Source organism: Glycomyces sp. MUSA5-2, assembly GCF_037034145.1.
GTDB lineage: Bacteria > Actinomycetota > Actinomycetes > Mycobacteriales > Micromonosporaceae > Glycomyces > Glycomyces artemisiae.
Genome location: NZ_JBAGKG010000004.1, coordinates 1 through 26,122, shown reverse-complemented (window position 1 = coordinate 26,122; position 26,122 = coordinate 1). Strand labels below are relative to the sequence as shown.

The window sequence follows — 26,122 nt, the reverse complement described above, 5'->3', positions numbered from 1 at the left end:
AGTACACGTGGGCGGCGGTCACGCGCGTGCGCGCCTGGACGCCGTTCCTTCAGCCCTGCCCGAGCGCTCGCGAGGTCGCGGTGCCGCGGATGCCCGATACCGGGCCCTCGTAGAGGACTCGCCCGCCGTGGCGGCCCGCTCCCGGGCCCAGGTCGACGATCCAGTCGGCGCGGCGGATCACGTCGAGGTTGTGCTCGATGACGACGACCGTGTGACCGCGGTCGACCAGTTGGAACAGCACCTTCACGAGCGTGTCGATGTCGCGCAGGTGCAGCCCGGTCGTCGGCTCGTCCAAGACGTACAGCGACGGCCCCGCGGTGTCGTGCAGTTCCTTCGCGATCTTGACGCGCTGGCACTCGCCGCCCGACAGCGTCGTGAGCGGCTGCCCGAGACGCAGGTAGCCGAGCCCGACCCGGTCGAGGTGGCCCAGCGCCTTGCGGATCGTCCGGTCCTCGAAGCGTTCGAGCGCGTCCGCGATGGTCAGATCGTCGATGTCGGCGATCGTGAGCCCCTCGACCCGGTGGCGCAGGACCTCGTCGGTGAAACGGCGCCCGCCGCACCTCGCGCACACGGTCTCCTGCCCCTCCAAGAACGCGAGGTCGGTGTAGACGATCCCGAGCCCCTTGCATTCGGGGCACGCGCCTTCGGAGTTGGCGCTGAAGTACTTGGCGGGCAGGCCGCTCGCCTTCGCGAACAGGCGGCGGACCGGCGCGGCGATCCCGGTGTAGGTGATCGGCGTGGAGCGGCGGTTGGCGCCGACGGGGCGCTGGTCCACGACGATCGCGCCGTGCTGGTCGACCAGTTCGGCCGCCAGGCTCGACTTGCCGGATCCGGCGACGCCGGAGAGCACGGTCAGCACCCCGGTCGGGAAGTCGACCGTCAAGTCCTGCAGGTTGTTCCGCTCCGCGTGCTTGACCGTGATCACGTCGGCGGCCTCGCGCGGCGCGGTGGCGGTCGGCGCGCGATCGGCGAGGGCGAGCGCCGTGGGCGTGCGGGCCTTCCGCAGCTGGGCGAACGTCCCCTGGAAGACCACGCGCCCGCCCTCGGCTCCCGCGTCGGGTCCGATCTCGACGATCTGGTCCGCGACCGCCATGACGGCCGGGTCGTGCTCGACGACGAGCACCGTGTTCCCCTTGTCCCGCAACCGGGCCAAGATCCCGGTCATGGCGTCCACGTCCTGCGGGTGCAGTCCGACCGTGGGCTCGTCGAAGATGTAGAGCATTTCGATCAGGCTGCTGCCCAAGTGCTTCACGGTCTTCACCCGCTGGGACTCGCCTCCGGACAGGCTCGTCGTGGCACGGCCCAGGTGCAGGTAGCCGAGGCCGATGCCGTCCATCGCGCGCAGCCGCTCCAACAGTGCCGAGACGACCGGCGCCACCGCGGCCTCCGTTATCCCCGTGAGGAAGTCGGGCAGTTCCGAGACCTCCATGGACGCCAGCTCGCCGATGGTGCGGCCGTGAACCTCGACGGCCCGGGCTTCGGCGTTCAGCCGCTCGCCCGCGCACTCGGGGCACGTCCCGGATCGCGTGAACCGGTCGATGGTCTCCTGCTTGCGCTCCGAAAGGTGGTCGGCAGTGCGCAGGTAGATCCGCTCGAACCACTCGACCAGGCCCTCGAAGTCGGCCGGGGGCCTGGTTTCGAGCCTCGCGGCGTGCTCGCCGCCGTACAGCAGCGCGAGCAGCTCGCCCTCGGTCCAGTCGCGCAGCGGCGTGTCGACCGGGAACGCCCCGGCGTCGACGTACTTGGCGTGCCAGTAGCCGCCGTCCACGATGCCGGGCAGGAGGATCGCGCCGCTGCGCAGCGTCCTGTCGAGGTCGAGGAACGACGCGACGTCGACCGCCACCGTCTCGCCGAGGCCCGAGCAGGTCGGGCACATGCCCGCCGGGTCGTTGAAGGAGAACCGGGCCGACTCGCCGATCAGCGGCTTGCCGACCCGGGAGTACAGCAGCCGCAGGTAGGTCCAGGTGTCGGTGATCGTCCCGACCGTGGACCTGGCGTTCCCGCCCAGGCGGCGCTGGTCGATCACCACCACAGGCGAGAGCCCCGAGATCTCGTCGGCGTCGGGCCGGGTCCATTTCGGCATCCGGTTCCGCAGGAACGGCGGGTACGTCTCGGTGACCTGATGGCCGGCCTCGGCGGCGATCGTGTCGAACACCAGGGACGACTTCCCTGAGCCGGACACGCCCGCGAACACGATCATCTTCCCGCGCGGCAGGTCCACGTCGAGGGACTTGAGGTTGTTGGACCGGGCGCTGCGGATGCGGATCATTCGCTCGTTCATCCCGTCGACGCTAGACGCGGATGCGGCCGGATCCTGGCCGCATTTTCGGGCAGACTGAAGACATGCCCGATGTCACCCGCCGAATGCTCTCCCTGCTCGCGACACTGCAGACCGGCCGTTCGTTCAGCGGCGCCGAACTCGCCGCGCGGCTCGGCGTCAGCCCCCGGACGCTGCGGCGCGACATCGACCGCCTGCGCGAATACGACTACCCGGTCGAGACGCGTCCGGGGCCGGGCGGTCACTACCGGCTCACCGCCGGCACCGCGATGCCGCCGCTCATGCTCGAAGACGACGAGGCCATCGCGATCCTCCTCGGCCTCGCCGCGCTCGCGGCGACCGGCAGCGCCGACGAAGGCTCCGTGGACGAGGCGGCCACGCGCGCCTACGGGAAGGTCGACCAGTACCTGCCCAAACGCCTCCGACACCGGATCGCACGGCTGCGGGCCAGCCTGGAGACCGGCGGCGTGCCCGCCCCGACCACCAGCGCGGGCGACCTCGGCGAGCTGGCCGACGCGATCGCGGCCCGCCAGATCGTCACGTTCGACTACGAACGGGGCGACGGCGCGGTCTCGTCCCGTCGCGTCGAACCCCACCGGCAGCTCCATCACCTCCAACGCTGGTACCTCCTCGCCTGGGACCTCGGCCGCGGCGACTGGCGGACCTTCCGCACGGACCGCATCCGCGGCCTGCGCCTCTCCACCACCCGGTTCAACCCGAGGCCCGCCCCGTCGGCGATGGACTACCTCGTCGAAGGCATCGCCCGGAACCGCCGACCGGTCGCCTTCATCGTCTCGGCCCCGCCGGGACCCGTCGCCGAGGCGTTCCGCCACGACACGGTCGAACTCACCGCCCTCGACGACGGGCGGACCCGCGTCGCCCTGCGCCTCGACACCTGGGAATGGCCGCTCGTCGCCCTCGCGTTCCTCGACGCGGACTTCACGATCGAGGCGCCGGACCACTTCGTCCAGGGCTTCCACCGCTTCGCCGAACGACTGCGCGCGGCCGCCGCAAATTGACCCGGGAACCCGCTTGGGGGCACGGCGGTCACGGCGAGCCGGTGGAATGCGCTCGGCGGCAGCGGCGTTGGCAGGTGCATGTGGAGCAGTGAGGACCTCGATCTCGACGCCTATCTCGCCTTCCTGGACTACGAGGGCGACCGGGCCCCGACGCTGGCGACCCTCCGCGGCCTCCAGCGTGCGCACGTGCTCAACGTCAGGTGGGACACCCTCGACAGCTTCCTCTACCGCGAGGTCAGACTCGACCTGCCCTCCTTGCAGGACAAGCTGATCCGCCGCGGCCGCGGCGGCTACTGCTTCGAACACGTCACGCTCTTCGCCGCGGTGCTGGAGAAACTCGGCTTCGACTTCACCGCCGTCTCCGGCCGGGTCCAGCTCGGCGCCGACCAGCACCGCCCGCGGCCCGCCACCCACGCGATGCTCCTGGTCGACATCGACGGGACCCGCCGGCTCGTTGACGTCGGCTTCGGCAACAGCCCCCTGGAGCCCATCGAGCTCGTCGACGGCGCCACCAGCGAGGCCGGCCCCTGGCCGTACCTGCTGCGCTGGCAGGAGATCACCCACGGCTCGCCGGGCTGGGCCGTGCACCAGCGCGGCGACGAGGAGTCCTGGCAGGTGCGGCAGGTCTTCACCGAGAACCCGCAGTACGCCGTCGACTACGCGGTCGGCAACCACTTCGTGGCCTCGAACGACCGCTCGCCGTTCGTCATCCGCCCGTTCGTGCAGCGGCTGCGCACCGACCGGTACGACACGCTCGACGCGCTCACCTGGACCACCGAGCGCCCCGGCAGGGCCCCCTCGAAGCAGACCGTGGAACCGCGCGAGGTGCCGAAGCTCCTCGACGACGTCTTCGGCATCCGCACCGACACCGAGGAGGCCGCACTGCTGGTGCGCCGCCTGACCGAGCTGGCCGAGGCGCCGCCTGCACGACAGTGACCCGGACACGGCGGCCCGGGTCAGCGGGCGCGGTCGCAGACGAGGTCGGCCATGATGCGGGAGTAGGCGAGCGGAGAGATGCCGCCCGGTTCGTCCGGCACCTCCTGGAAGCCATCCCTCAGTCTCGCTCCTTGCGGATCAGGACGATGGCCTCGTTGAGCACGGACGGGTCCCGGTAGCGGGCTTCGATGGCGGTCAGTCCCGACACGCATGACCAGAGGGGGTCGAACTCCTGCGCCTCGGTCCAGATGGCCGCGGCGCACAGTGCGATCCGCATCGAGGCGAGCATTTCCAAGTCGATCGCGGTGCGGCGCGCGGCAAGGTCCGCGATCGGCTGACGCAGGTCGGTGAGCATGTCGGCGATGAGTTTTCGGGGGCGGAGGCGGTGGCGCTGGGCGTTGGCGCCGTACATCTGGATGACCTCTTCGAGGTAGCCAGGGAGCTGCTCCGGAAACACCGTCAGTCCCTTGTGCATCGATTCGGCGAGTCTTCTGGGGAGCTTGTACGAGGTGGGCGTGCCGTCGGCGGGGAGGCGGCAGGCGAGCAGGAGGGCGCCGGCGGTGCCGAGAAAGGCGGGGGTGCCGGCGCCCTCGCGGTAGCAGCCGCGGTGCAGCCGGTAGGAGACCTGGACCGCGGTCCGGACCGCGTCTTGCACGAGGTCGAGGTGCTGCTTCACCGCCGCGGCGGGGAAGGCGGGCACCCCTGAAGGGCTCCGGGTCGGAGGCTTGCTGTTCGCGGCCACGATGCGCAGGATCGCGAGGAGGTTGACAGAGTCGGAGTCCGCGAACAAGTTCAGCTCGTCGACCGCGTTCGAGAGAGTGTTGACGAAGGCGAGGTGCGCGTCGATCGCCTTCGCCGAGGCCGATTGGGGATCCCTGGACAGCGCAGGGCTGCCGATCCTCGTCTTGTAGGCGGCGACGATCTCCTTGAGCCCCGCGCAGGCGCTCGCAATCCGGCCCGCGGCGGTCGGCGCCTCGTCTGAGCAGTGTGCGAAGTCGAAGCGGCTCATCATGAATCGCCAGTCGGCCCGCACCTGGCTCTCAAGTTCCTCCAGGGAGACTTCAAACTTGGAAATCCAGAGTCTGCTGAAGTCTCTCAGCTCAACTCGGCTGTTCGACCGGACCCAGACGGCCTTCGGCGGCCCGGCCACCTGGTCGCGGACCGCGAGGATCTGCTGCGGATGCTCGTACGCTCTTGCACGGGGCAGCCGGTAGTCGAATCCGTGGTGGTCGAAGCGCGTGAGCCATTGCGCGAACGAGAACACCTCGCCGGGCCACAGGCCGAGGACCTGGCCGTCGGGTCCGAATCGGTGGGACGAGGGCCAGAGCCCTTGGGCGCGCTGTTCTCTGGCGAAGGCTCGGTAGAGGTCGCCGCCGACAGGCTTGGTACAGACGGCTCCGGACTCCGAGAAGGCGACCTCGCTCAAGTTCCTGCTGATGAGCTCGGCGCAGACGACCCGGTGCTCCTCGCTGTCGACATCGTGCGCCCCGGTGAGGAATGCGGCGACGCGCTCGGCGAGGTGCGGGGCGATCTCGCGTCCGGCCAGTCCGGACTCGTTCTGGAGCTCGATGGCGAGCGACCAGGCATCGGCGGTTCCGGCCGCGATGCACGCCTCGATCAGCGGGTTCGCATCGTAGGCGCTCGCCCAGAACAGTGCCGTGCCGCGCCACCAGCGCCGACCGATGCGGTCGAGGAGCGCATCGATCCGGCCCTGTTCGTGGATCTCCTCGGCGGCCAGGTACTCCTGGAACGACAGATGGGCGAACATGTAGACGTCCGAGTTCGAGTCCACTCGGGACAGCAGGCCGTTCTCGCGGAGGTCGCGGAGCACCTCCTGGGCCGGGACCTCGACCTCGAACTCCTCGATCAGTTCCTTGACGAGCGGCAGCGGGTCGAACTGGACGAGTTCGCGGCGCATCATCTCGAACGCGAGCCGCTGCACGATGCGGCGCTTCGGCCGCAGTTCGAGGCGGTTCGCGGGCATCGAGAGCTTGACGCGGTTTCGCCGTTCGTGCAGGAGCATCTGCACCATGCGCTCGTACAGTTCCCCGCGGCTCGCAGGCAGGCCGTCGTCGCTGCTGCGATGAACGAACACCATGAGCTGCAACAGGAGCGGAGTGCTGGCGAGATCATAGAGCGCCGGATCGGCCTGGAGGCCGGCGAGCAGCGCGGCCTCTTCAGCGGCCGCTCGGCGGCCGACCACCTCACCGCCCTTGCGGAACGCGCGATAGCAGTTCGCGACGAAGAGATCGATCTGGTCACGGGTCAGCGGGCAGACTTCGAGCACCAGGTCCGCCGCGTCGAACCGTGCCGACTCGAATCCGATCTCCCTGGAAGTGACGACCAGGGTGCAGCCTTCGTAGGCCCCGTGCTGCTGCTCGGCCCACAGCATGACCGCGGGACGGTGCTGCTCGGGGACCTCGTCGAGGCCGTCGAGCATGATCACGCAGCGTCCTCCGGAGAGCCAGCGCCGCACCTCCTGAACGGGGATGTCGTCGCGGTTGAGCCAGCGCGCGCCCGCGGCGATCTCGGCGAGGTCGATCCCGGGATCTCCGACGATCTGCCCCGTGTGATGGGCGAGGACCACAAGGATCGGCATCGGGGCCGAGGGGCGGATCGACCGTGCCATGCGCATCGCGGTCGACCGGAGCAGGGTCGACTTGCCCGAGCCCGGCATGCCGTACACCGCGAACTGCGGGGCGCCGCCGCGGCTGAGGAATCGGTCGAGCGTCGCGCGCTCCCCGGGGCGCCCCGGCGACCAGCCGAAGACCTTCTGACCCCCGCGATCGGTCTCGTCATTGCGGAGCGCGACATCCACGTAGACGTCGTCGAGCGTGAGGCCGGGAAGCGCACGGGAGACGGCGCCCAGGAGTGTCACAGAGTTCATGTACCGGTTGCCGCGAATCCTGCTCCGGTATCGCAGAACGCAGAGATATGAGCGGGCGCGACGCCACAGGCCCCAGACGACCGCCGCCGCGACCAGGATCCCGCCGGCGACACCGATCCACAGCGGCCTGCCGTCGGCGGAGAACAGGAAGGCGGTAGCGGCAGCGAACACGGCGGCGATCGCTCCGACGATCGCTGTGGTCTCCGTCGTCGTTCTGCGGCTGGTTGCGGGAGGAGTAGTGGACATCGCTTCGGCTTTCGAACGGGGCTGCATTCGCCCTGGGGTGCGATCGAAGGACGGGCCTGCGCCATGGACGACCGATCTTAGCGTTCCGCGGCGACTCCAGCGGGTCTCGCCGAGCCGAGACGCCTTAAGGTCGCGGTCTCCCGAGTTGATGTAACCACGGTTTCATGCAACCATGGTTGCATGAGTGGAACTGACGCGCGTGGCACCGGTGAGTGGGTGCTGCTGTCGTACCGGATGCCGCGGGAGCCGTCGAGTCCGCGGATCGCGTTGTGGCGCAAGCTCAAACGGCTGGGGGTCGCGCAGCTGTCGGACGGTCTGGTGGCGCTCCCCGCTGATGCGAGGACGCGGGAGCACTTGGAGTGGCTTGCCGACGAGGCCCTGGAGGCGGGCGGCACGGCGGCGATCTGGATCGCCCGGCCCGCGGCCCTCGCGCAGGAGCGGGAGTTGGCGGCATCGATGGCCGAGGCCAGGGCCGTCGAGTACCGGGGCGTTCTGGACGCGGCCGCGGCCGCCGCCGAGCTGCCCGAGGTCGAGCGGGCTGCCGCGGTGCGGCGGCTCCGCGCCGAGCTCCACCGCATCAACCGCCGCGACTACTTCCCGCCGCCCGAACGCGACCGGGCCCGCCGGGCGGTCGCCGACCTCCAGGGCCAGAGCGCCTCCGAGGCGGTGGGCTCGTGAGGTGGGCGACCCGCGCGGGCGTCCACATCGACCGGGCCGCGTGCATCTGGCTCATCAGAAGGGCGGTGGACCCGGAGGCGGAGTTCGTGTTCGTCGCCGACCCCGCCGACGTGCCCGAGGAGGCGACGGCGTTCGACATGCGCGGCGTCGACCTGGGCCACCAGGGCGGCGACTGCACGTTCGAGACGATCCTGCGCCGCTACGACTTGACCGACCCGGTCCTGTGGCGCCTCGCCGCCACGGTGCATGAAGCCGACCTCGACGACGAGCGGTTCGACGTCCCCGAAGCCCACGGCATCGACATCGCCCTGCGCGCCCTGTCCATGGTCTGCGACGACGAGCAGACGATCGAGCACACCCGGCCGCTGTTCGACGGCCTCTACGAGTACTACCGCCGATCCACGCTCCTCGGCCGCGAACCCGCCTGAGACGCAAAGGAACCCCTGCCCATGAACACCAAACGCGACCGCGCCGACGCCACGGCTCAAGCGGCCACCGCACGCGACGTCGTCCCGTTCCGGACCGCCCTCAAAGCGTGGTTCCTGATCTCGCTCCAGACCTTCGGCGGCCCTGCCGGGCAGATCGCGGTCATGCAGCGCACCCTGGTCGACGAGCGCCGCTGGATCGGCCAGCAGCGGTTCCTCCACGCCCTCAACTACTGCATGCTCCTGCCCGGCCCCGAAGCCCAGCAGCTCGCGATCTACGTCGGCTGGCTCCTCAACGGCGTCCGAGGCGGGCTCGCCGCGGGCATCCTGTTCGTCCTCCCCGGCGCCATTGCCCTCCTGGCCCTCTCCATCGTCTACGTCGCCTTCGGCGACACCACGATCGTCACCGCCCTGTTCGCCGGGCTCGCGCCCGCGGTGGTCGCGATCGTCGCCCAAGCCGTCCACCGCGTCGGCAAGCGCGCCCTGTCCCACCCGCTGCTCGTCGCCCTCGCCGCCGCCGCATTCGCCGCGCTGGCGCTGTTCGGCATCCCGTTCCCGATCGTCATCGCCGCCGCCGCGCTCGCCGGATGGGCCATCGGCCGCTGGAAGCCGAACGCGCTCAAGGCGGGCGGCCACGGCTCGGCGCAGGACGGCCCGGCTCCCTTGATCGCCGACGACGCCCTCCACCACGAGGCCCCCAGCGGGAAACGCGCCGCCCGCATCATCGTGATCGGCCTGGTCCTGTGGGCCGCACCGGTCCTCGCTGTCGCACTCCTGACCGGCACGGACTCCGTGTTCACCGCCCAGGGCCTGTTCTTCTCCGGTACGGCCGTGGTCACCTTCGGCGGCGCCTACGCCGTCCTCGCCTACGTCGCCCAACGGGCCGTCGAGCACTACGCCTGGCTCTCAGCAGGCGACATGGTCAAGGGCCTCGCCCTCGCCGAGACCACCCCCGGGCCGCTGATCATGGTCGTCCAGTTCGTCGCCTTCCTCGGCGCCTACCACCATCCGGGTGACCTCAACCCCTGGGCCGCGGGCGTCCTCGGCGCACTGCTGACCACCTGGGTGACGTTCGTGCCCTGCTTCCTGTTCATCTTCCTCGGCGCCCCCTACATCGAACGCCTCCGCAACAACCAGAAGCTCTCCGCGGCCCTCACCGGCATCACCGCCGCCGTCGTCGGCGTCATCGCGAACCTCGCCCTCTACTTCGCCCTCACCGCCCTCTTCACCGACACCCACGACATCAACGCCGGACCGCTCCACTTCGCCGTCCCCGTCTTCGCCTCCATCCAGCCGGTCGCCCTCGCCATCACCGCGATCGCGCTCGTCCTCGTCTTCGCCCTCAAATGGTCCGTCCTGCGCGTCCTCGGCGTCTGCGCCGCGCTCGGCCTCATCGCCGGACTCACCGGCCTTCCGGTGGCCTGACCGTTCAGCCTTCGCGGAGGCCGATGCGGGTGTGGAGGCGCTTCAGGGGCGGCGGGGCCCACCAGTTGAACCGGCCGGTGAGGCGCATGACCGCGGGGAGGAGGACGCCGCGGATCACCGTGGCGTCCACGGTCACCGCGAGGGCCATGCCGAGGCCGAGCATTTGGAGGAAGGCGACGTCTCCGGTCGCGTAGACCGCGAAGGTGAAGGCGAGGACGAGGGCGGCGGCGGTGACCAGGGGGGCCGAGCGTTGGAGGCCGGTGGCGATCGAGGCGGTCGGGTCGCCGGATCGGTCGTATTCCTCCTTGATGCGGGCGAGCATGAACACCTCGTAGTCCATGGACAGGCCGTAGGCGACGCAGAACATGAGGATCGGGATCGACGGCTCGAACGAGCCCTGCGGGGTGAACCCGATGAGGTCGGAGAGGTGCCCGTCCTGGAAGACCCAGACGAGCGCGCCGAACATGGCCGCCATCGACAGGGCGTTGAGGATCGTCGCTTTGAGCGGGGCGATCACGCTGCCGGTCATCAGGAACAGGATCACGAAGGTGATCAGCACGATCAGGCCGAGGAGGAGCGGGAGGCGATCGAGGAGCGCGTCGCGGAAGTCGGCCAGGTCGGCGGGGTAGCCCGCCACGGACGTCGCGAACGGGGCCTTGACCTCTCGGATTTCGCCGACCATGGCGTAGGGGTCGTCGCGCATCGCCGAGGTCTCGGGGACGGCCGCCAGCCAGGTGTCCCCGCCGTGCCACGAGAACCGGTTCGTGTCGGGGGCCGCTATGAGGGCGCCGTTCGTGAACCTGCCTGCTGCCGAGTCGACTTGCGCGATGCCGTCGACTTCGGAGAGCTCGGCGGTGTAGGCCGCGAGGGAAGCCTCGTCGGCGTGCTCGGCCAGGATCAGGAGCGAGTCGGTCGCCTCGGCGGCGAAGCCCGCGGTGACCTGGTCGGTGACGACTCGACTCGGGGCGTCCTCCGGCAGGGACCGCTCGTCGGGAACGCCGAACCGGACGCCCAGGAGCGGTGAGGCGAGCGTTAGGACCAGGACCAGCGCGGCCGCGCCCCACAGGACGGGGCGGCGCATGACCGCCGTGGCGATCCGGAACCAGCGGCCCTCGGAAACCGGGCGCGGGGCGGCGCGGCGCTGGACGCGGTGGCCCCAGACGGCAAGGGCCGCAGGGAGGACCACGACCGCGCCGAGGACCGCCGCGAGCGGGACGACGATGCCCGCGTACCCGAAGGAGCGCAGGAACGGGAACGGCATGAACAGCAGCACCGAGAGGCTCGCGGCCACCGTGACCGCGGAGAACACGACGGTGCGGCCGGCGCTCGCGACGGTGCGCGCCACCGCCTCGGCGCGGTCGTGCAGTGCCGACTCTTCGCGGAAGCGGCTGACGATGAAGAGGCAGTAGTCGACTGCCAGGCCCATGGCCATCACCAGGATCAGGTTGGCCGCGAACGTCGACACCTCCACGTGCGCGGCGACGAACCGCATGGCGGCCAACGAGACCGCGAGCGCGAACAGGCCCACGCCGACCGTGAGGAAGGCCGCGGCCGGGCGGCGGTAGATCGCGACGAGGAGGATCAGCAGGCCGGGGATGACGATGGCCTCGGCGAGGAGGAAGTCCTGGCGGGCGATCTGGGCGGCCTCGCGGAACAGCTCGTCGGAGCCGCCGACGGCCACGGTGAGCGGGCCGTCCTCGCGTTCGAACCGGGCTTTGAGGCGGGGGAGGACGTCTTCGCGGACGTGGGTCACTTCGCCTGGGACGTACGCGGTCACGAGCGCCTGGGAGCCGTCCTCGCTGACGAGGGCCGGGGACTGCGAGTCCCAGTAGGAGTCGACGCGGAGCACCTCGTCGGCGCCCGCGAGCGCCGCGGCGAGGTCGGCGCCTGCGGCGGTGGTCGCGGCCGAGTCGACGTCGCCGTCGGCGGCCGTGACCAGGAGCAGGAAGTTCGCGGAGCCGGTCGCGAAGTCGCGGTCCAGGCGCTCGCCGGTGACGATCGACTCGGAGCCGGGGACCTGGTATCGGGAGAGGACGAGCGCGTTCATCGTGCCGGTGGCGGTGAACGCGGCGGCGAGGAGGAACAGCAGCGACACGATGAGCACGGATTGCCTGCGGCGGTGGGCGAAGCGTCCGAGGCGGAGCATGGGCGACCTGGGGGAGGCGAGCGGGGGAGCGGTGGAGGTCATGGGGTCTCCCGACCGGCGTAGACTGCAAATACGAGTGAGCGCTCGCAAATAAAAATACGAGCAACTGCTCGTAATATCAAGTCCGAGAGGTGCCTATGACCGGCGACACAGCAGGCGACACTGCCAAACCCGCGCGCAAACGCCAGGCCCGCGGTGAAAAGCGCATGCACGAACTCCTCGACGCCGCCGCCGAGGTCTTCGCGACCCACGGCTACGCGAAGGCGAGCACGAACGCCATCGCCGCCGCGGCCGGCGCTTCGCCCGGCACCCTCTACCAGTTCTTCCGCGGCAAGCAGGAGATCGCCGAGGCCCTCATGGCCCGCTACGTCGAGCGCCTCGACGCCGCCCACGGCGCGGCCTTCGTCGTCGACGGCACCGCGCTCCCGCTCGCCGACCTGCTCGACCGGGTCCTCGACCCGATCATCGCCTTCGACCGCGCCAATCCCGGCTTCCACACCCTCCTCGCCGACCCGGGCATCACTCCCGAACTGGCACAGGCGAAACGGCCCGCCCAGGATCTCATCTTCAAGCGACTCGACGGGATCTTCGCCGACCGCGCCCCGCACCTGCCCGCCGACGAGCGCCGCCTCACCGCGGCCGTCGCCATCCACATGTTCCGCGGCCTGCTCCCGATGATCATGGCCGCCAGTGAGCGTGAACTGCCGACCGTGACCCGGGAGGCCAAGCAGGCCCTTCACGCCTACCTCGCGGTCGCTCTCAAGGAGTCGTGACGAACCGCGGGGAGCGACCCGAGCCGTAATCTGGTGCGCGCGAGCAGGAGCGGCGCAGAGGACGGCGAGTGGTCGTGCCCGACGCAGTCCCGGTGCGTGTCGGCGAGCAGGACGCGCGGGGTGACGCCGGTGAACCGCACGCACTCATGCGTGAAGTGGGCCTGGTCGGAATAGCCGACCTGGCAGGCCATGAGGCTGAGGTTCGCACCGTTCAGATTGCGGCCCTGGGTGATCGCGTGCTGGACCAGGGCGAGGAAACCCTGGAACCGCAGCATCCGGTGCAGCGGCTTCGGAGGGATGCCCACGGTCGAGTGGAACCGGCGGCGCAGTTGCGACTCGGAGATGTGCAGCGACCGCTGGACCGAGCCCACGTCACTTGCGCGCCAGGGCATGAGCTCGCGCACGGCCGCGGCCACGAGCGGGTCGAGAGGAGCGGCGTCGGCGGCGAGCCCACGGACGTGGTCCTGGAGGGCGGTGAGCGCCGCCGACGGCGAGGCCGCCTCGTCGATGGCGGCGGCGAGCGCCGCAGCCTGCGCGCGACCCCACAGTTCCTCGGCGTCGCAAGCGATCCCGGTCAACTCCGAGGCGCGGAGCCCCGTGACGGCGGGGAGCGCCCCGAGCGCGAGGCGAACGCCGACCAGGGTCGTGCCCGGTTCGATCCGCTCGATCAAGGGCACCGTGAGCGGCCCGATCACCTGCGGCGCCGCACCGGCGCCGCAGACGATCTCGACGGCGCCATGCGGTGCACGCCGCCTGGTGTACGGGGCCGCGCCGACCTGCTGGACCCAGGCGAAGGCGACGAGGCCGCGCAGCGCCGGATCGGGCGGGAACTCGCGGTACTGCTGTCCGCTGGAGTCGGGCCCCGAAGGAAGCGGTACGGGGGACATGGTCCCAGTATGCCGCCGCGAGCCTTGCTCAGTGCCGACGCACGTTTCTTACAAGCCCGCGGCGCCGAGCCGGATTTAGGTTGGTCCCTATCCGGCCCGGGACCGTCCCGACGGCACGGAAACGATCGGGCACGCGTCCGCGCATCGCAGCCGCGGCCCGCGCCCGATGAGAAAGGAGCAACGAACGTGAAACTCATGACCTTCACCCAGGTGACCGTCGACGGCGTCGTCCAAGGCAACGGAGGACGCGACGAGAACCGCAGCGGCGGATTCGAACGCGGCGGATGGGCCCGCACGGTCTTCGACGAACAGGCGATGGCGCTGGTCGACCAGACCTACCAGCGCGCCGACGCCTTCTTGTTCGGCCGGCGGACCTACGAGCTGTTCGCGCGATACTGGGGAGCGAAGGCGCCGGGCACCAGCCCCATCGCCGACGCGCTGCGCTCGCGACCGAAGTACGTCGCCTCGACCACGCTCACCGATCCGCAATGGACGGGCTCCACGCTCCTCTCCGGCGACCTCGCGTCCTCCCTGCGCGACCTCAAAGCCGCGCCGGGCGGGGAGCTCCAGGTCCACGGCAGCGGCACACTGGTGCGCTGGCTGCTCGCCAACGACCTGGTCGACGAGCTCACCCTGCTCGTCTGCCCGGTGATCGTCGGCCAGGGCCTGCGGCTGTTCCCCCAGGACGGTCCCGACCTCGCCCTCGAACTGATCGACTCGCGATCGTTCCCGAAAGGCGTGGCCGTCCTGACCTACCGGCCCGGCGGCCGCCCGGAGTACGCCGCTTGATCCCACGCGGCCGGGCCGCTCGACAGAAATAAACCCCCACTACGACGCAGCAGCGCTGCATCCTCGCAATGTTCCTGCTTGACCTCGACCATGTCGTACCGGCTGGACGCCTATCCGAAGGCGGCGGCTGAGTACGGGGTCGACGCGCCGCGTCGGACCCGTGGGCCGTGGACGTCGAGCGGTGGACCGCGCCTTCGCGGTCCACCGCTCGACGGGTGTCATCGGGTGAGGAGGGAGTCGGCGGCCGGGTGCATCGTGGTCTCGGTGGCCTGGTCGGCCGCCGTCGTCGCCGGGCCGCCGGCGGGCGGGGCGGCGACGACCACGGTCACCGGCTCGCCGTCGGCGTCCACGACCGGCTCGCCCGAGCCGTCCACGACACCGACGGTGTCACCGGCTTCGGGGAGCTCGGCGGGGGCCTCCGCCGCGCTGAAGGAGTAGTCGGGCAGGTAGTGCGCGCCCGACCAGACCGCCCCGCCGAACCAGTTGTTGTTCCACACGTAGCCGACGCCGTTCGTGGCGTAGTAGCTCTCGCCGCAGATCGGCTGGCCGATCATCCTGGCCTGAATGGCCAGTTCGGTCGTGGTGGTGTCGTTGTAGACCCAGTCGGTCTGCGCGCACAGGTACCAGTACGTGCCGAGCCACACGTACGTCTCGATCTTGGCGCTGATGTACCCCGCCGGGCGTTCGAGCCCCCACGCGCACGGGTAGGCGCCCGAGGGCGTCGCGAGGACGGTCGAGGCGTCGATGTCGACGCGCGCGTACCCGTTGCCGTCGCCGTGCGAGACTTCGGAGCGGTCGTAGACGCAGAGGTCGTTGCTGCGGTAGGTGAATGCCTCCTCGTACACATAGTGCGCGGCCGCCGGGGACGCGCCGAACAGGACCAGGGCCAGGGTGCCCGCGGCGGCCGCCAGCAGCGACCGCAGGAGCGGGGTTCGTACCCGATTGCTCATCGGTCTTTCCTTTCCAGAGGGAGATCCGTCGCCCCCGATCCTCCTGCGACCGCAACCGCAGGCGCGGATTCCGAACGAAACCGAACGAGCGCGGCCGTCCGAACGGGAGCGACCCTCGCAGTTGCCTCCGGGGGCTATCATCCAGTCGTGCAACGGTCAACGGCCGAAGCCTCCGCAGCGCTTGCGGCGCAGTGGGACGCGGATGCCCGCGCGGTCCAGTCGCTCGACGACCTGGCCGCGTTCCTGCGGCGGCTGCGGGCGGCCTCCGGCAACACGTCGTTCCGCCGCATCCATGCCGGAATCCGCGAATTCCACAGCGCGCACTCCATTCCCGACGGCGTGCCGTCGATCGCGACCATCCACGGCCACTTCCAGAACGGCCGGGTCCGCATGAACTCCGACACGGTCCTCGGCATCGCGCGGGCCCTCGGCCTCGACGCCGCCGGGCTCCGCTCGCTCGCGCAGGCATGCCACCGGGTCCTCGAACGCGCCAACCGATCCGTCATCGTCACGACCCGCGCCGAGGTCCCCGACCCGACCGCGGCCTTCACCGGGCGCCGGGCCGAGCGCGACCGCATCGCCGCGCACGTCGCGACGGCCCGCCGCACCGGCGCCGCCGCCGTCGTCGTCATCGAGGGCATGGCCGGGATCGGCAAGTCCGAACTCGCCTTCAGGGCCGCCCGCGACCTCGCCGACGCCGGACTCGCCGGGGCCACGCGCCTCTTCGCCGATCTGCGCGGCTTCGACCCGGTCGAACCGCCCGCCGCCCCCGACGCCGTCGTCCGCGGCCTCCTCGCCCACCTCGGCACGCCGGGCCGCCGCATCGACGCGCTCAGCCCCGCCGCGCGGGTGACGCTGCTGCACCGCGAACTCGCGTCCAAGCAGGCGCTCCTCGTCCTCGACAACGCCGCCGACGCCGCGCAGCTCGAACCCCTCCTGCCGCGCAGCCCCGACTGCGCCGTCCTCGTGACCAGCCGCCGCCGACTCACCGACCTGGAAACGGCCGTCCGCATCCCCCTCGGCACCGTCACCGTCGGCGAAGCACTTGAGATGCTGCGCAGACACGACCCGTCCGGCCGACTCGACGCCGCCCCCGGCGACGCCGCGGCCCTGGTCGAACTGTGCCGGCGCCTGCCGCTGGAACTCGCCGCGGCCGGACGCCAACTGGAGGGCAAGCCCGACTGGCAGATCGGCGACCACGTCGAACGCCTGCGGCGCATCCCCGCCCACGAGCACAGCGGACCCGCGCTCGCGTTGTCCTACAACGGACTCCCCGAACCCGACAAGCGCCTGTTCCGCCTCCTGGCGATCCACCCCGGGCGGCGATTCACCGCCGAAGCCGCCGCCGCGCTCGCGGACGGGACGGTCGCCGAAGCGGCGTCGACGCTGGCCCGGCTGTACGACGAGAGCCTGCTGCTGCGACGGGCCGCCGACGCCTACGAGTTCCACGATTCGGTGCGCGCCTTCGCATTGGACCGCGGCCACCGCGAGGACCCCGCCAGCACGCAGCACGCCGCGGTGGCGAACCTGCTGCGCCACTACCGGCTCCGTCTCGAATCCGCCGGCGACGCGGACACCGACTGGATCGGCGCCGACCGCGCGACGCTCCTCGCGTGCATGCACGTCACCGGCCACGACGCGGCCGCTGCCGCCCTCGCCGCGCCGCTCAACCGCGCGCTGCGGCTGCTCGGACACTACGATGCGGCGCGGATCTGCAACCGGCAGCTGCTGCGCATCGCCCACCGCACCGGCGAGCGCGCACGGGAGGCCGACGCCCGTTCAGGGCTCGCGGAGATCGACCGCCTGACGGGCCGGTTCCGGGCCGCCGCGGAAGGGTTCGACCGGGTGCTGCGCCTGCGCCGCGAACTGGGCGACCGCCTCGGCGAAGCCGACGCGCTGCGGGGCCTCGCCCAGACGGCGTCCAATGACGACTATCCGCTCGCGCGCCGACGGTACGACGCCGCACTGGCGATCCACCGGCGGCTCGGCAACCCGGTCGGCGAGGCCGAAGCGCTGTGGGGCCTCGCCGAGATCGCCATGTCGGTGGGCGACCTCGACACGGCCGCCGCCCACGCCGGGCAGGTCGCCTCGATCTGCGTGGGCATCGGCAACCGCGTCGGCGAGGCCTACGGGCTGCGGGCACTCGGCGACGTCGCCTCCCAGCGCGGCGACCTCGACGCGGCGGCGACGCGGTACCGGCAGTCGCTGCACCTGTGCCGGCAGGTCGGCAACCGCCGCGGCGCCGCCGGTGCCTTGCGGGGACTCGCCGGGGCGGCGCTGCGCGGCGGCGACGTCGACCGGGCCGAACGGCTGTACCGGCGCGCGTTCGCGAGCTGCCGTCGCATCGGCGACGTCTCCGGGGAGGCGGACGCCCGCCGGGGCCTCGCCGAGACCGCCTTGGCCCGCGGCGATCTCCCCGTGGCCGCAGCCGAATTCGCGCCCGCGCTGGCGATCTACCAGGACACCGCGGACCGGGTCGGTGAAGCGCACTGCCTCGCGGGGCTGGGCTGCGTCGCCTGGCGCGCGCGGCGTCGGGCGGCCGCGCGGAACCACTGGCTCCAGGCCCTGCAACTGGCCGAACGCGGCGGCCTGCCGCTGGCGGGCGAACTGCGCGAAGCGCTCGCGCACGTCGGGTAGCGGCGGACCCGGCGGCGATGCCGACCGACATGGCGGATCGGACTGCGAGGGACCGTCGTGCGCCGCGAGGGGCATCGAACCGAGCCTGCCGCCGCTGCGCTATTCCTACTGAGTGAGTAGGATTGTGGGCGTGCTCGACTCGGACCTGCTGTTCGGCTTCGCGGCCGGTCTCGCGATCTCGGTCGTCACCGCCCCGGCCGGGGTCTCGGGCGCGGTCTTCCTCCTGCCGGTCCAGCTCAGCGTCCTGCACGTCCCGAACCCCGCAGTCACCCCGACCAACCTGCTGTACAACGTGATCGCCGGACCCGGCGCCCTCGCCCGCCACGCCCGGACCGGCGCCCTCCGGTCACCCCTGGCGGGCCTGCTCGTGGCAGGCGCGCTCCCGGGCGTGGTCCTCGGTGCGATCGCCCGCGTCCACCTCGTCGCCGACGCCGACCTCTTCCGGCTTTGCGCGGCCGTCGTCCTCGGGCCCCTGGGCGCCTGGCTCCTTCTCCCGCGACGCACCCGCGAACGGATCCGGCCCTCGCTGCCCCGCAAGGCGATCGTCGCGATCGCGTTCGCGGCGGGCCTGGTCGGCGGCGTCTACGGCATCGGCGGGGGCTCGCTGCTGAGCCCGGTCCTGGTCGGCGCCGGCCTGCCGGTCGCCCTCGTCGCCCCGGCCGCGCTGCTGTCCACGTTCGCGACCTCGATCGCCGGATGCGTGGCCTTCGCGGTCATGAGCCTGTCGACCCCCGGCGAGATCGCCCCCGACTGGACGCTTGGCATCGCCTGCGGCCTCGGCGGCCTGACCGGCGGCTACCTCGGCGCCGCCCTCGCGCCGCGCCTGCCCGAGCGCCTGCTGCGGCACCTCCTGGGCATGCTCGCCCTCGCCCTGGCCGTGCTCTATGCAGCCCAGGGCCTCTCCTAGCCGCGGCGGCTCATCGCCGTGCTCAGGTCTGGGTGAGGCGGAGGTGCCTGGTGCTGAGGTTTCGGCGGCGGTCGGTGACGAGGATGGTCGCGAGCGCGCCGATGGCGAGCCAGACGGCGAGTTGGGTGATGCCGGTGGCGAGGCCGGAGCAGCCGAGGGCTGCCGCGCGCAGGGCGATGACCGCGCCGTGGGTGGGGATCCAGCCGACGAGCGCGTAGAGCGGTCCGGGGAGGGTGGAGACGATGCCGAGGGCGATCGTGAGGATGAGGACGGCGACGGAGGCGAGGCGTCCGGCCCGGCCGAAGATCGCCACGAGCGCCTGGTTGAGCGCGGTGAACGCGAACGCGGCGAGGAGTGCGACGGCGAGGAAGGTCAGGGCCCGCCCGATCCCGAGTCCCATGACGGGGACGGCGATCGCGGTGATCGCGGCCGCGGCGAGGGCGGCGGCGGTGGCGCCGGGCAGTGCGGCTCGGAGGACGATCCGCCAGGTGGGTGCGCGGGAGGTGAGGATGTCCTCGGGCACGGCCGCCGTCACGAGGTAGACGGCGAGGGCCAGGGCCCACAGGGCGATCGCGGCGAACAGGGCGATGGAGAGCTCCCCGAAGCCGGTGCGGTCGATCGTCGCGGTGGTGGGGTCGGCGGCGACCGAGGACAGGTGGGCGCGTTCGGATTCGGTGTAGGTGGGGATCTGGTCGCGGCCGTCGGCGAGGCCGGTCGCCAGTTCCTGTGCGCCGTCGTCCACGTCGGCGGCACCGGAGGCGACTTCGGCGGTGCCGTCGGCGAGCTGGCCGGCGCCGGTGGCGAGTTCCTGTGCGCCGTCGTCGATCTGGGCGGCGCCGGTCGCGAGGTCGTTCGCGCCGTCGGCGGCGTCGGCGATGCCCGAGGTGAGGGCGGGCATCTGGTCGGCGAGCCGGCGGGTGGCGGAGGGCAGGTCGGCGGCGGCGTCGTCGAGTTCGCCCAGGCCCGAGGCGAGGCCGGCGGAGCCGGTCTCAAGTTGGGCGGTGGCGTCGGCGAGGGTGTCGGCGCCGGTGGCGAGTTCGCCTGCGGCCGTGGAGAGTTCGGCCGCGCCGTCGGCGAGCCGGGAGGTGCCGTCGGCGAGTTCGGCCGCGCCGTCGGCCGCGTCGGCGAGCTGGTCGTGGATGGTGTTGAAGGAGACGTAGACGTTGTCGAGGTAGGTCTCGACGACCTGCCCGTCGAGGGTGCGCTGGGTGGCGAGGGCGACGTCCTCGGACAGCGCCGGGTCGGCCGCGCCCGCGGCGTTCGAGGTCTCGATGTCGAGGACGGCTCTCGCCGCGTCGGCCGGGTTCCCTGATGCCTCGGTGGCCGTGGCGGCGGAGGTGCCTTTCGCGGAGAAGTCCTTCGGGATGGTGACGACCGCGGTGTAGGTGCCGTCGGCGAGCCCGGAGGCGGCGTCGTCGGCGTCGGTGAGGACCCACGTGTACGCCGAGTCGTCCGCGTCGGTGAGGTCGCCGGCGAGCTCGCGGCCGAGCGGGATCGTCTGGCCGTCGATGGTGACGGGGTCGTCGAGGTTGACGACGGCGGCGGTGGCGGTGCCGTGGTCGGCGTCGGGGTTCCACAGTGCCCAGGTGAGCAGGCCCATGGCGAGGACGGGGATGAGGATGAGCCCGGCCCAGGTGCGCCAGGTGAGCGGTCCGGCGGCCCCGGCACGGGCGGAGTTGTTGAACGGCTTGAACATCAGGCCACCTCGACGGTGTTGAGGGCGAGCGGCAGGGCGCTCGGTGGGAGCAGGTCGCGGATGCGGTCGGTGTCCTGGCACGCCAGGACGTAGGCGACGCTTTCGCCGTCGGGGGCGCGCCGGTCGGCGATGAGCGCGCGGAGGGCGTCGCGGGCGTCGGTGCGCAGGACGAGGTCGACGTCGTCGAGCAGGACCAGGCGCACGCCGTCCCCGATCGCGGCACCGACGCGCGCGGCGGGGTCGGGGGTGTCGCGGCAGGCGACGATCTCGACCTCGCGGCGCAGGGCGCGGGCGTGCTGGGGGAGGACGCGGCCGAGGACCTTCAAGTCGCCCTTGACGGAAGGGACGCGTCCGGCGAGGGCCATCAGGAGCGCGGTCTTGCCGACCGCGCCGGCGCCGTCGACCACGAGCGTCCCTCCCCGCGGCAGCCGGATGTCGGTGCCGTCGAGGACGGTGCGGCCGCGGTCGTCCTCGATGCGGAGGCCGCGGGCGGCCACGGCGTCGTCGGCGCCGGGCTCGGGCCAGTCGGCGAGGCGCAGCTCGTGGACGAGCGCGTCGCCTTCGGCGTCGAACACCGGCAGCGCCCGGTCGAGGCGCGGCGGGAGTCCCCAGGCGCGGTGGCCCAGGAGCGCGAGGACGGCGGGGACGAGGGTCATGCGCACCAGGAACGCGTCGACGAACACGCCGACGGCGAGGCTGAACGCGATCGGCTTGATCGTCGCCGACCCGTCGGGCACGAACGCGGCGAAGACGCCGAACATGATGACCGCGGCGGCGGTGACGACGCGCGAGGCCGAGACGAACCCGGTCTCGATGGCATGGTGCGGGTCGCCGTGGTGCACATAGTCTTCGCGGATGCGCGAGACGAGGAAGACCTCGTAGTCCATGGCGAGTCCGAACAGGACGCCCATGAGGATGATCGGCAGGAAGGAGATGACCGAGCCGACCCCGGCGACGTGCAGCGCGTCGGCGCCGTGCCCCTCGACGAACACGAACGAGGTGGCGCCGAAGGCCGCGCCCACCGACAGCAGGTACCCGGCGGTGGCCTTGACGGGGACCCAGATCGAGCGGAACACCATGGCCAGCAGCACGAGCGAGAGGCCGACGACGAGGACGCCGAACGGGAGCAGCGCGGAGCCGAGCTGCGCGGAGACGTCGATGCCGACCGCGGTCAGGCCGGTGACCGCGGTCTGCGTCCCGTAGTGGTCGAGGAAGTAGCCCTCCTTGTCGCGCAGGGCCGCGACGAGGTCCTCGGTCTCGGCAGCATCCGGTCCGGTCTCGGGGATCACCTGGATGATCCCGGTGTCGCCCTTCTGGTTCGGGGTCGCGAGGGGCACGGAGGCGACGCCGTCCATGCCGCGGATGTACTCGGCGAGGTCGTCGACGAGGCCGACCGGGTCGGTCGAGGTGATGATGTCGGCGGTGACGATGAGCGGCCCGTTGTAGCCGGGCCCGAAGTGGTCGGCGATGACGTCGTAGGTGACCTTCGCGTCGGTGCCCTCGGCGGCGTCCCCGTTGTCGGGCAGGGCGAGCCGCAGCTGCATCGCGGGGACCGCGGCGACGGCGAGTCCGATGGCGACCACCGCGATGGTGACGACCGGGGCCTTGGTGACCGTGCGGACCCATGCGAGCGCGATCTGCGGCTTCCGCCGGGCCCGCTTGCGCCGCTTGGGCCTGCGCGGCCGCATCCGCTCCCCGGCGACGGCCAGCAGCGCCGGGACCAGCGTGATCGCGACGGCCACGGCGATCGCGACCGCGACGGCCGCGGCGACGCCCATCGTCGTCAGGAACGGGATGCCCGCGACGAACAGGCCCAGCAGCGCGATGACGACGGTCAGGCCCGCGAAGATGACGGCCGATCCGGCGGTCGCCGTGGCGCGGGCGACCGACTCCTCGACCTCCAGGCCCTCGCCGAGCTGGTCGCGGTGGCGCGAGAGCAGGAACAGCGCGTAGTCGATGCCGACGGCCAGCCCGATCATGACCGCGAGCATCGGCGCGGTCGAGGAGATCGGGACGAGGATGGTGGCGAGCAGGACGAGGCCCACGGCGATGCCGACGCCGAGGACGGCCGTGAGCAGCGGCATGAGCGCGGCCAGGATCGACCGGAACATGAGCAGCAGCACCACCAGCGCGACGACGAGGCCGATGCCTTCTGTCGGACTGAGGTGCGGGATGTTGTCGGCGAACGCGTCGCCGCCGGTGTAGACCACGGCGTCCTCGCCGACGGCCGCGGCGAGGTCGTTCGCGATCGCGGTGAGGTCGTCCTTGGTGGCGTCGGTGACGTCGGCCTGGTCGACGGTGAGGAGCACGGCGACGACCGCGGCTTCGCCGTCCTCGGAGACCGCGCCGGAGACGTCGGAGCCGAACGGGTCCGAGACCGCGGCGACCTGGTCGAGCTTCCCGATGCGGTCGACGGCGTCGGCGGTGGCCGCCTCAGCGGCGTCGGTGCTCACCGACTCCCCGTGCGGGACGGTGAGGACGAGGCTCGCCGAGGTGCCGCTGAACTCGGGGAAGACGCGGCCGAGGTAGTCGAGGGCGTCCTGCGACTCCGACCCGGGGATCGCGAACGTGTCGTCGGTGCCCTGGTTGAACAGGGCGGCCGACCCGCCCGCGACGACGAGCGCGCCAACCCAGAGGGCGATCACGAGCCAGCGCGCGCGGGCGCAGGCGCGTCCGAGCCTAAAGAGCACCGAGGACATGCCCACCCCCCATTTCGGACTCAACGGTCATCGTAGGGGCGGCGGGGGCGAAAGATCCTGACTTGTTCGTCAATCCAGGCGGGTTCATCACAGGCTCCACAACTTGTTCTGACGAAATCTTCATTCATGAGGATAGGATCAGACAAGGTGTTGTGACGATTTCCTCAGCATTGAGCGAGCCGCTAGGATGTTCGGGTCCGTGCGAAGGAGGAGCCGTGAGCGAAGTGAACCGCCTGGAGCGGCGGAAGGCGCGGACGCGCGCCGCGCTGCTGGGCGCCGCCCGCACCTTCATCGCCGAGGGCCGGACCAATGCGCCGATCCTGGAGATCACGCAGGCCGCGGATGTCGGCATGGGCTCGTTCTACAACCACTTCGCGAGCAAGGACGAGCTGTTCCAGGCCGCGGTCGAGGACGCGCTGACCGTCTTCGGAGAGGCGCTGGACCGGCTCAGCGGCGGACTGGACGACCCGGCGGCGGCCTTCGCGCAGAGCTTCCGGCTCACCGGCCGCCTGCACCGGCGCCACCCCGAACTGGGCAAGGTCCTGCTGCACCACGGGCTCTCGCTGACAGGTCCGATCAAGGGCCTCGCGCCGCGGGCGCGGGAGGCGATCGGGTGCGGGGTCGACGAGGGGCGCTTCATCGTCGCCGACCCCGAACTGGCCCTCGTGGTCACGGCAGGGGCCGCGTTGTCGCTCGCGCAGCTCCTGCACGACCGTCCCGAACGCGACGACGCGGCCGCAGCGGACCAGGTGGCCGAGGACCTGCTGCGGATGCTCGGCGTCCCCGCCGGCGAGGCGAAGGAGCTGGCGCGCCTGCCGCTGCCCTCCCTCGACGCGTTCGACCTTGCGCAGGAATGAGATACCGAGGAGCCGCCCCGTAAGCCGTCGCCCCTGCGGCGGAGGTGAGGAGCGTCCTCGCCGCCGACAGGAGCAGCGGGTGCTTATTCAACCGATGGGTTGACAATGATCGACCCCCGGTCTACGGTTGTATTCAACCAATGAGTTGAGGACAATCCGTGGGTGACAGTACGCAGCAGCTCGACCGGGCCTTCGCGGCGCTCGCCGATCCGACCCGCCGCGGCATCGTCGCCCGGCTGTCGGTCTCGGACGCGACCGTGGGGGAGCTCGCCGAGCCGTACGACGTGAGCTTCCAGGCGATCTCCAAGCATGTGAAAGTGCTCGAAGAAGCCGGCCTGGTGACCCGCAGCAAGGACGCCCAGCGCCGGCCCGTCCACCTGAACAGGGAGGCATTCGACCCGATGACGGAGTGGATCGAGCGCTACCGCCGCGAAGCAGAGGAACGCTACCGCCGCCTCGACGCCCTCCTGGCCCGCACGGCCCAGGACGACGGGGACCGGCGACCAGCCGAGGAGCAGGAATCATGACCGAGCACGAAACCGAGATCAAGGCGGACGCGAAAGTCCCCACGATCGAGATCATCCGCGAGTTCGACGCGACGCCGGAACGCGTCTTCCAGGCCCACGTCGACCCCGACCTCTACGCCCAGTGGACCGGGCCCCGCGAGTCGAACACGAAGATCACCCGCTGGGACGCCCGCACGGGCGGCGAGTGGGCGTTCGGCGGCGAGAGCGGAGGCGAGGCGTACGCCTTCTTCGGCAGCTTCCACGAGGTCCGCCCGAACGAGCGGATTGTCTGGACGTTCACCTACGAGGGCGAGCCCGACGGCGTCTTCCTTGAGACGATGACCTTCGAGCCGATCGAAGGCGGTCGCACGCGGCTGCGGGTGCTGAGCGTGACGCAGGACTTCGCGACCCGCGACGGCATGCTCGCCAGCGGCATGGACGTCGGCGTCAACGAGGGCTTCGAGAAACTCGATGAGCTCCTGGCGAAGGAAGCGGCGTAGACCGATGGCGCAGCACGGAACCGACGCACCCGACGACCCCGCCGGGCGGCACGCCTGCGACGCCGCCCGCATCACCGCACTCGTGGAAGGCGCAAGCGCCGACGACTGGTCGCGACCCAGCCCGGTCCCCGAGTGGACGGCCCTGGACGTCGTGAAGCACCTGGTCGAATGGCCGCGCGACTTCCTCAAAGGGGCGGGGATCGACCTGGAGCCCTTGGACGTCGACGCCGACCCGGCCGCCGCCTGGAAGCGCCACGTCGCCGACGTCCAATCGATCCTCGACGACCCCGCCGGGCGGGTGCTCAGCAACCCGAACACCGGCGACAAGCCCGTCGACGAGGCGATCGACCAGTTCTACACGGCCGACATCTGGGCGCACTCCTGGGACCTCGCCAAAGCGCTCGGCCGCGAACCCGACCTGGGGGAGGAGCGCTGCCGTGCCGCATTGGAAGGCATGAAGCCGATCGAGCAGCTGCTCCGCGACAGCGGCCAGTTCGGCCCGGCCGTGCCCGTCGCCGACGACGCCTCCCCGCAGGACAAGCTGGTGGCGTTCATCGGCCGCGACCCGGCGTGGCGGCCCGAAGGCTGAACGGCGCCGGAACACTGGTTCGATGTGGACGTCTGTTGAGTCCCACTGCGACGCAGTGGAGCTCAACAGACGTGTTGCTCAGTCCGTAAGTACCGCTGAGTGTCCCGTCGGGTCACAGGTAGGGGCTCTGGGTGAGCAGGTGGCTCCGGTATCCTTCGCCGACGCCGGACTCCGGAGTGCCGGACCAGTCCTTGATGAGGACCGCGCCGCTGGTGCAGCCCCACGGGTTCCAGGTCCACGCCAGGTAGCCCATGCCGTTCGCGTCGGCCCAGTCCACCAGCGTCTGCATGTA

At 71.5% G+C, this 26,122-nt stretch carries 20 protein-coding genes and 1 pseudogene; 13 read left to right on the top strand and 8 right to left on the bottom strand.

Features of this window, described 5'->3' with window-relative positions; genetic code table 11:
* Positions 1-49 precede the first annotated feature (49 nt).
* The gene (locus tag WA640_RS13810) at positions 50-2,281 is read right to left on the bottom strand and encodes an excinuclease ABC subunit UvrA (RefSeq protein WP_335988304.1); all 2,232 of its coding nucleotides are present in this window, start codon (positions 2,279-2,281) and stop codon (positions 50-52) included.
* Between the two features lie 62 nt (positions 2,282-2,343).
* Between WA640_RS13810 and WA640_RS13805 the strand changes: the two genes are divergently transcribed.
* Together WA640_RS13805 and WA640_RS13800 are read left to right on the top strand one after the other, a co-directional pair.
* Complete coding sequence (locus WA640_RS13805; protein ID WP_335988302.1) at positions 2,344-3,297, top strand: helix-turn-helix transcriptional regulator; 954 nt, start codon at positions 2,344-2,346, stop codon at positions 3,295-3,297.
* Positions 3,298-3,375: 78 nt separating this feature from the next.
* Positions 3,376-4,233 (top strand): arylamine N-acetyltransferase family protein, encoded by an 858-nt coding sequence (locus WA640_RS13800; RefSeq protein WP_335988301.1) that lies wholly within the window; start codon positions 3,376-3,378, stop codon positions 4,231-4,233.
* A 118-nt stretch (positions 4,234-4,351) separates the two neighbouring features.
* Here the strand turns inward: WA640_RS13800 and WA640_RS13795 are convergent, their stop codons facing one another.
* Positions 4,352-7,291, bottom strand: a complete 2,940-nt coding sequence (locus WA640_RS13795) for an NACHT domain-containing protein (RefSeq protein WP_335988299.1) — start codon at positions 7,289-7,291, stop codon at positions 4,352-4,354.
* Between the two features lie 255 nt (positions 7,292-7,546).
* On the opposite strand from WA640_RS13795, the gene WA640_RS13790 reads away from it, so the two are divergent.
* Genes WA640_RS13790 through chrA form a run of 3 tightly spaced genes read left to right on the top strand, consistent with a single transcriptional unit; the run spans position 7,547 to position 9,894 of the window.
* Positions 7,547-8,044: a Chromate resistance protein ChrB gene (locus WA640_RS13790; protein ID WP_335988297.1), complete on the top strand. Its 498-nt coding sequence runs from the start codon at positions 7,547-7,549 to the stop codon at positions 8,042-8,044.
* Positions 8,041-8,472: a chromate resistance protein ChrB domain-containing protein gene (locus WA640_RS13785; RefSeq protein ID WP_335988296.1), complete on the top strand. Its 432-nt coding sequence runs from the start codon at positions 8,041-8,043 to the stop codon at positions 8,470-8,472. The genes WA640_RS13790 and WA640_RS13785 overlap by 4 nt, the downstream gene beginning before the upstream one ends.
* A 21-nt stretch (positions 8,473-8,493) precedes the next feature.
* Positions 8,494-9,894, top strand: coding sequence for a chromate efflux transporter (gene chrA / locus WA640_RS13780; RefSeq protein ID WP_335988295.1), 1,401 nt, complete (start codon positions 8,494-8,496; stop codon positions 9,892-9,894).
* 4 nt (positions 9,895-9,898) lie between these two features.
* Here the strand turns inward: chrA and WA640_RS13775 are convergent, their stop codons facing one another.
* Complete coding sequence (locus WA640_RS13775; RefSeq protein WP_335988293.1) at positions 9,899-12,082, bottom strand: MMPL family transporter; 2,184 nt, start codon at positions 12,080-12,082, stop codon at positions 9,899-9,901.
* A gap of 164 nt (positions 12,083-12,246) precedes the next feature.
* Here WA640_RS13775 and WA640_RS13770 point away from each other — a divergent pair, with 164 nt between their 5' ends.
* Positions 12,247-12,813 (top strand): TetR/AcrR family transcriptional regulator, encoded by a 567-nt coding sequence (locus WA640_RS13770; RefSeq protein ID WP_335988292.1) that lies wholly within the window; start codon positions 12,247-12,249, stop codon positions 12,811-12,813.
* Here WA640_RS13770 and WA640_RS13765 read toward each other — a convergent pair.
* Positions 12,783-13,700 (bottom strand): helix-turn-helix domain-containing protein, encoded by a 918-nt coding sequence (locus tag WA640_RS13765; protein ID WP_335988291.1) that lies wholly within the window; start codon positions 13,698-13,700, stop codon positions 12,783-12,785. The genes WA640_RS13770 and WA640_RS13765 overlap by 31 nt on opposite strands.
* Before the next feature lie 186 nt (positions 13,701-13,886).
* Here WA640_RS13765 and WA640_RS13760 point away from each other — a divergent pair, with 186 nt between their 5' ends.
* Positions 13,887-14,489 (top strand): dihydrofolate reductase family protein, encoded by a 603-nt coding sequence (locus WA640_RS13760; RefSeq protein WP_442904757.1) that lies wholly within the window; start codon positions 13,887-13,889, stop codon positions 14,487-14,489.
* 218 nt (positions 14,490-14,707) lie between these two features.
* Here WA640_RS13760 and WA640_RS13755 read toward each other — a convergent pair whose 3' ends face one another.
* Positions 14,708-15,439, bottom strand: coding sequence for a hypothetical protein (locus WA640_RS13755; RefSeq protein ID WP_335988289.1), 732 nt, complete (start codon positions 15,437-15,439; stop codon positions 14,708-14,710).
* A 147-nt stretch (positions 15,440-15,586) separates the two neighbouring features.
* On the opposite strand from WA640_RS13755, the gene WA640_RS13750 reads away from it, so the two are divergent.
* Together WA640_RS13750 and WA640_RS13745 are read left to right on the top strand one after the other, a co-directional pair.
* Positions 15,587-18,076: a tetratricopeptide repeat protein gene (locus tag WA640_RS13750; protein WP_335988288.1), complete on the top strand. Its 2,490-nt coding sequence runs from the start codon at positions 15,587-15,589 to the stop codon at positions 18,074-18,076.
* A 130-nt stretch (positions 18,077-18,206) separates the two neighbouring features.
* The gene (locus WA640_RS13745) at positions 18,207-18,983 is read left to right on the top strand and encodes a sulfite exporter TauE/SafE family protein (RefSeq protein ID WP_335988287.1); all 777 of its coding nucleotides are present in this window, start codon (positions 18,207-18,209) and stop codon (positions 18,981-18,983) included.
* A 22-nt stretch (positions 18,984-19,005) separates the two neighbouring features.
* On the opposite strand, the gene WA640_RS13740 is transcribed toward WA640_RS13745, so the two are convergent.
* Positions 19,006-20,679 (bottom strand): YhgE/Pip family protein, encoded by a 1,674-nt coding sequence (locus WA640_RS13740; protein WP_335988286.1) that lies wholly within the window; start codon positions 20,677-20,679, stop codon positions 19,006-19,008.
* Entirely contained in the window at positions 20,679-23,378 is a 2,700-nt protein-coding gene (locus WA640_RS13735) for an MMPL family transporter (RefSeq protein WP_335988284.1), read from the bottom strand. Before WA640_RS13735 ends, WA640_RS13740 begins: the two co-directional genes overlap by 1 nt.
* A gap of 215 nt (positions 23,379-23,593) precedes the next feature.
* On the opposite strand from WA640_RS13735, the gene WA640_RS13730 reads away from it, so the two are divergent.
* The 4 genes from WA640_RS13730 (at position 23,594) to WA640_RS13715 (ending at position 25,830) form a co-directional block, all read left to right on the top strand.
* Positions 23,594-24,235 (top strand): TetR/AcrR family transcriptional regulator, encoded by a 642-nt coding sequence (locus WA640_RS13730; protein ID WP_335988282.1) that lies wholly within the window; start codon positions 23,594-23,596, stop codon positions 24,233-24,235.
* Between the two features lie 158 nt (positions 24,236-24,393).
* Positions 24,394-24,762, top strand: a complete 369-nt coding sequence (locus tag WA640_RS13725; RefSeq protein ID WP_106363892.1) for an ArsR/SmtB family transcription factor — start codon at positions 24,394-24,396, stop codon at positions 24,760-24,762.
* The gene (locus WA640_RS13720; RefSeq protein ID WP_335988279.1) at positions 24,759-25,241 is read left to right on the top strand and encodes an SRPBCC family protein; all 483 of its coding nucleotides are present in this window, start codon (positions 24,759-24,761) and stop codon (positions 25,239-25,241) included. The genes WA640_RS13725 and WA640_RS13720 overlap by 4 nt, the downstream gene beginning before the upstream one ends.
* A gap of 4 nt (positions 25,242-25,245) precedes the next feature.
* Entirely contained in the window at positions 25,246-25,830 is a 585-nt protein-coding gene (locus tag WA640_RS13715) for a TIGR03086 family metal-binding protein (RefSeq protein ID WP_335988277.1), read from the top strand.
* A 112-nt stretch (positions 25,831-25,942) separates the two neighbouring features.
* Here the strand turns inward: WA640_RS13715 and WA640_RS13710 are convergent.
* A pseudogene (locus tag WA640_RS13710) lies at positions 25,943-26,122 on the bottom strand (cellulose-binding protein); the annotation flags it as partial.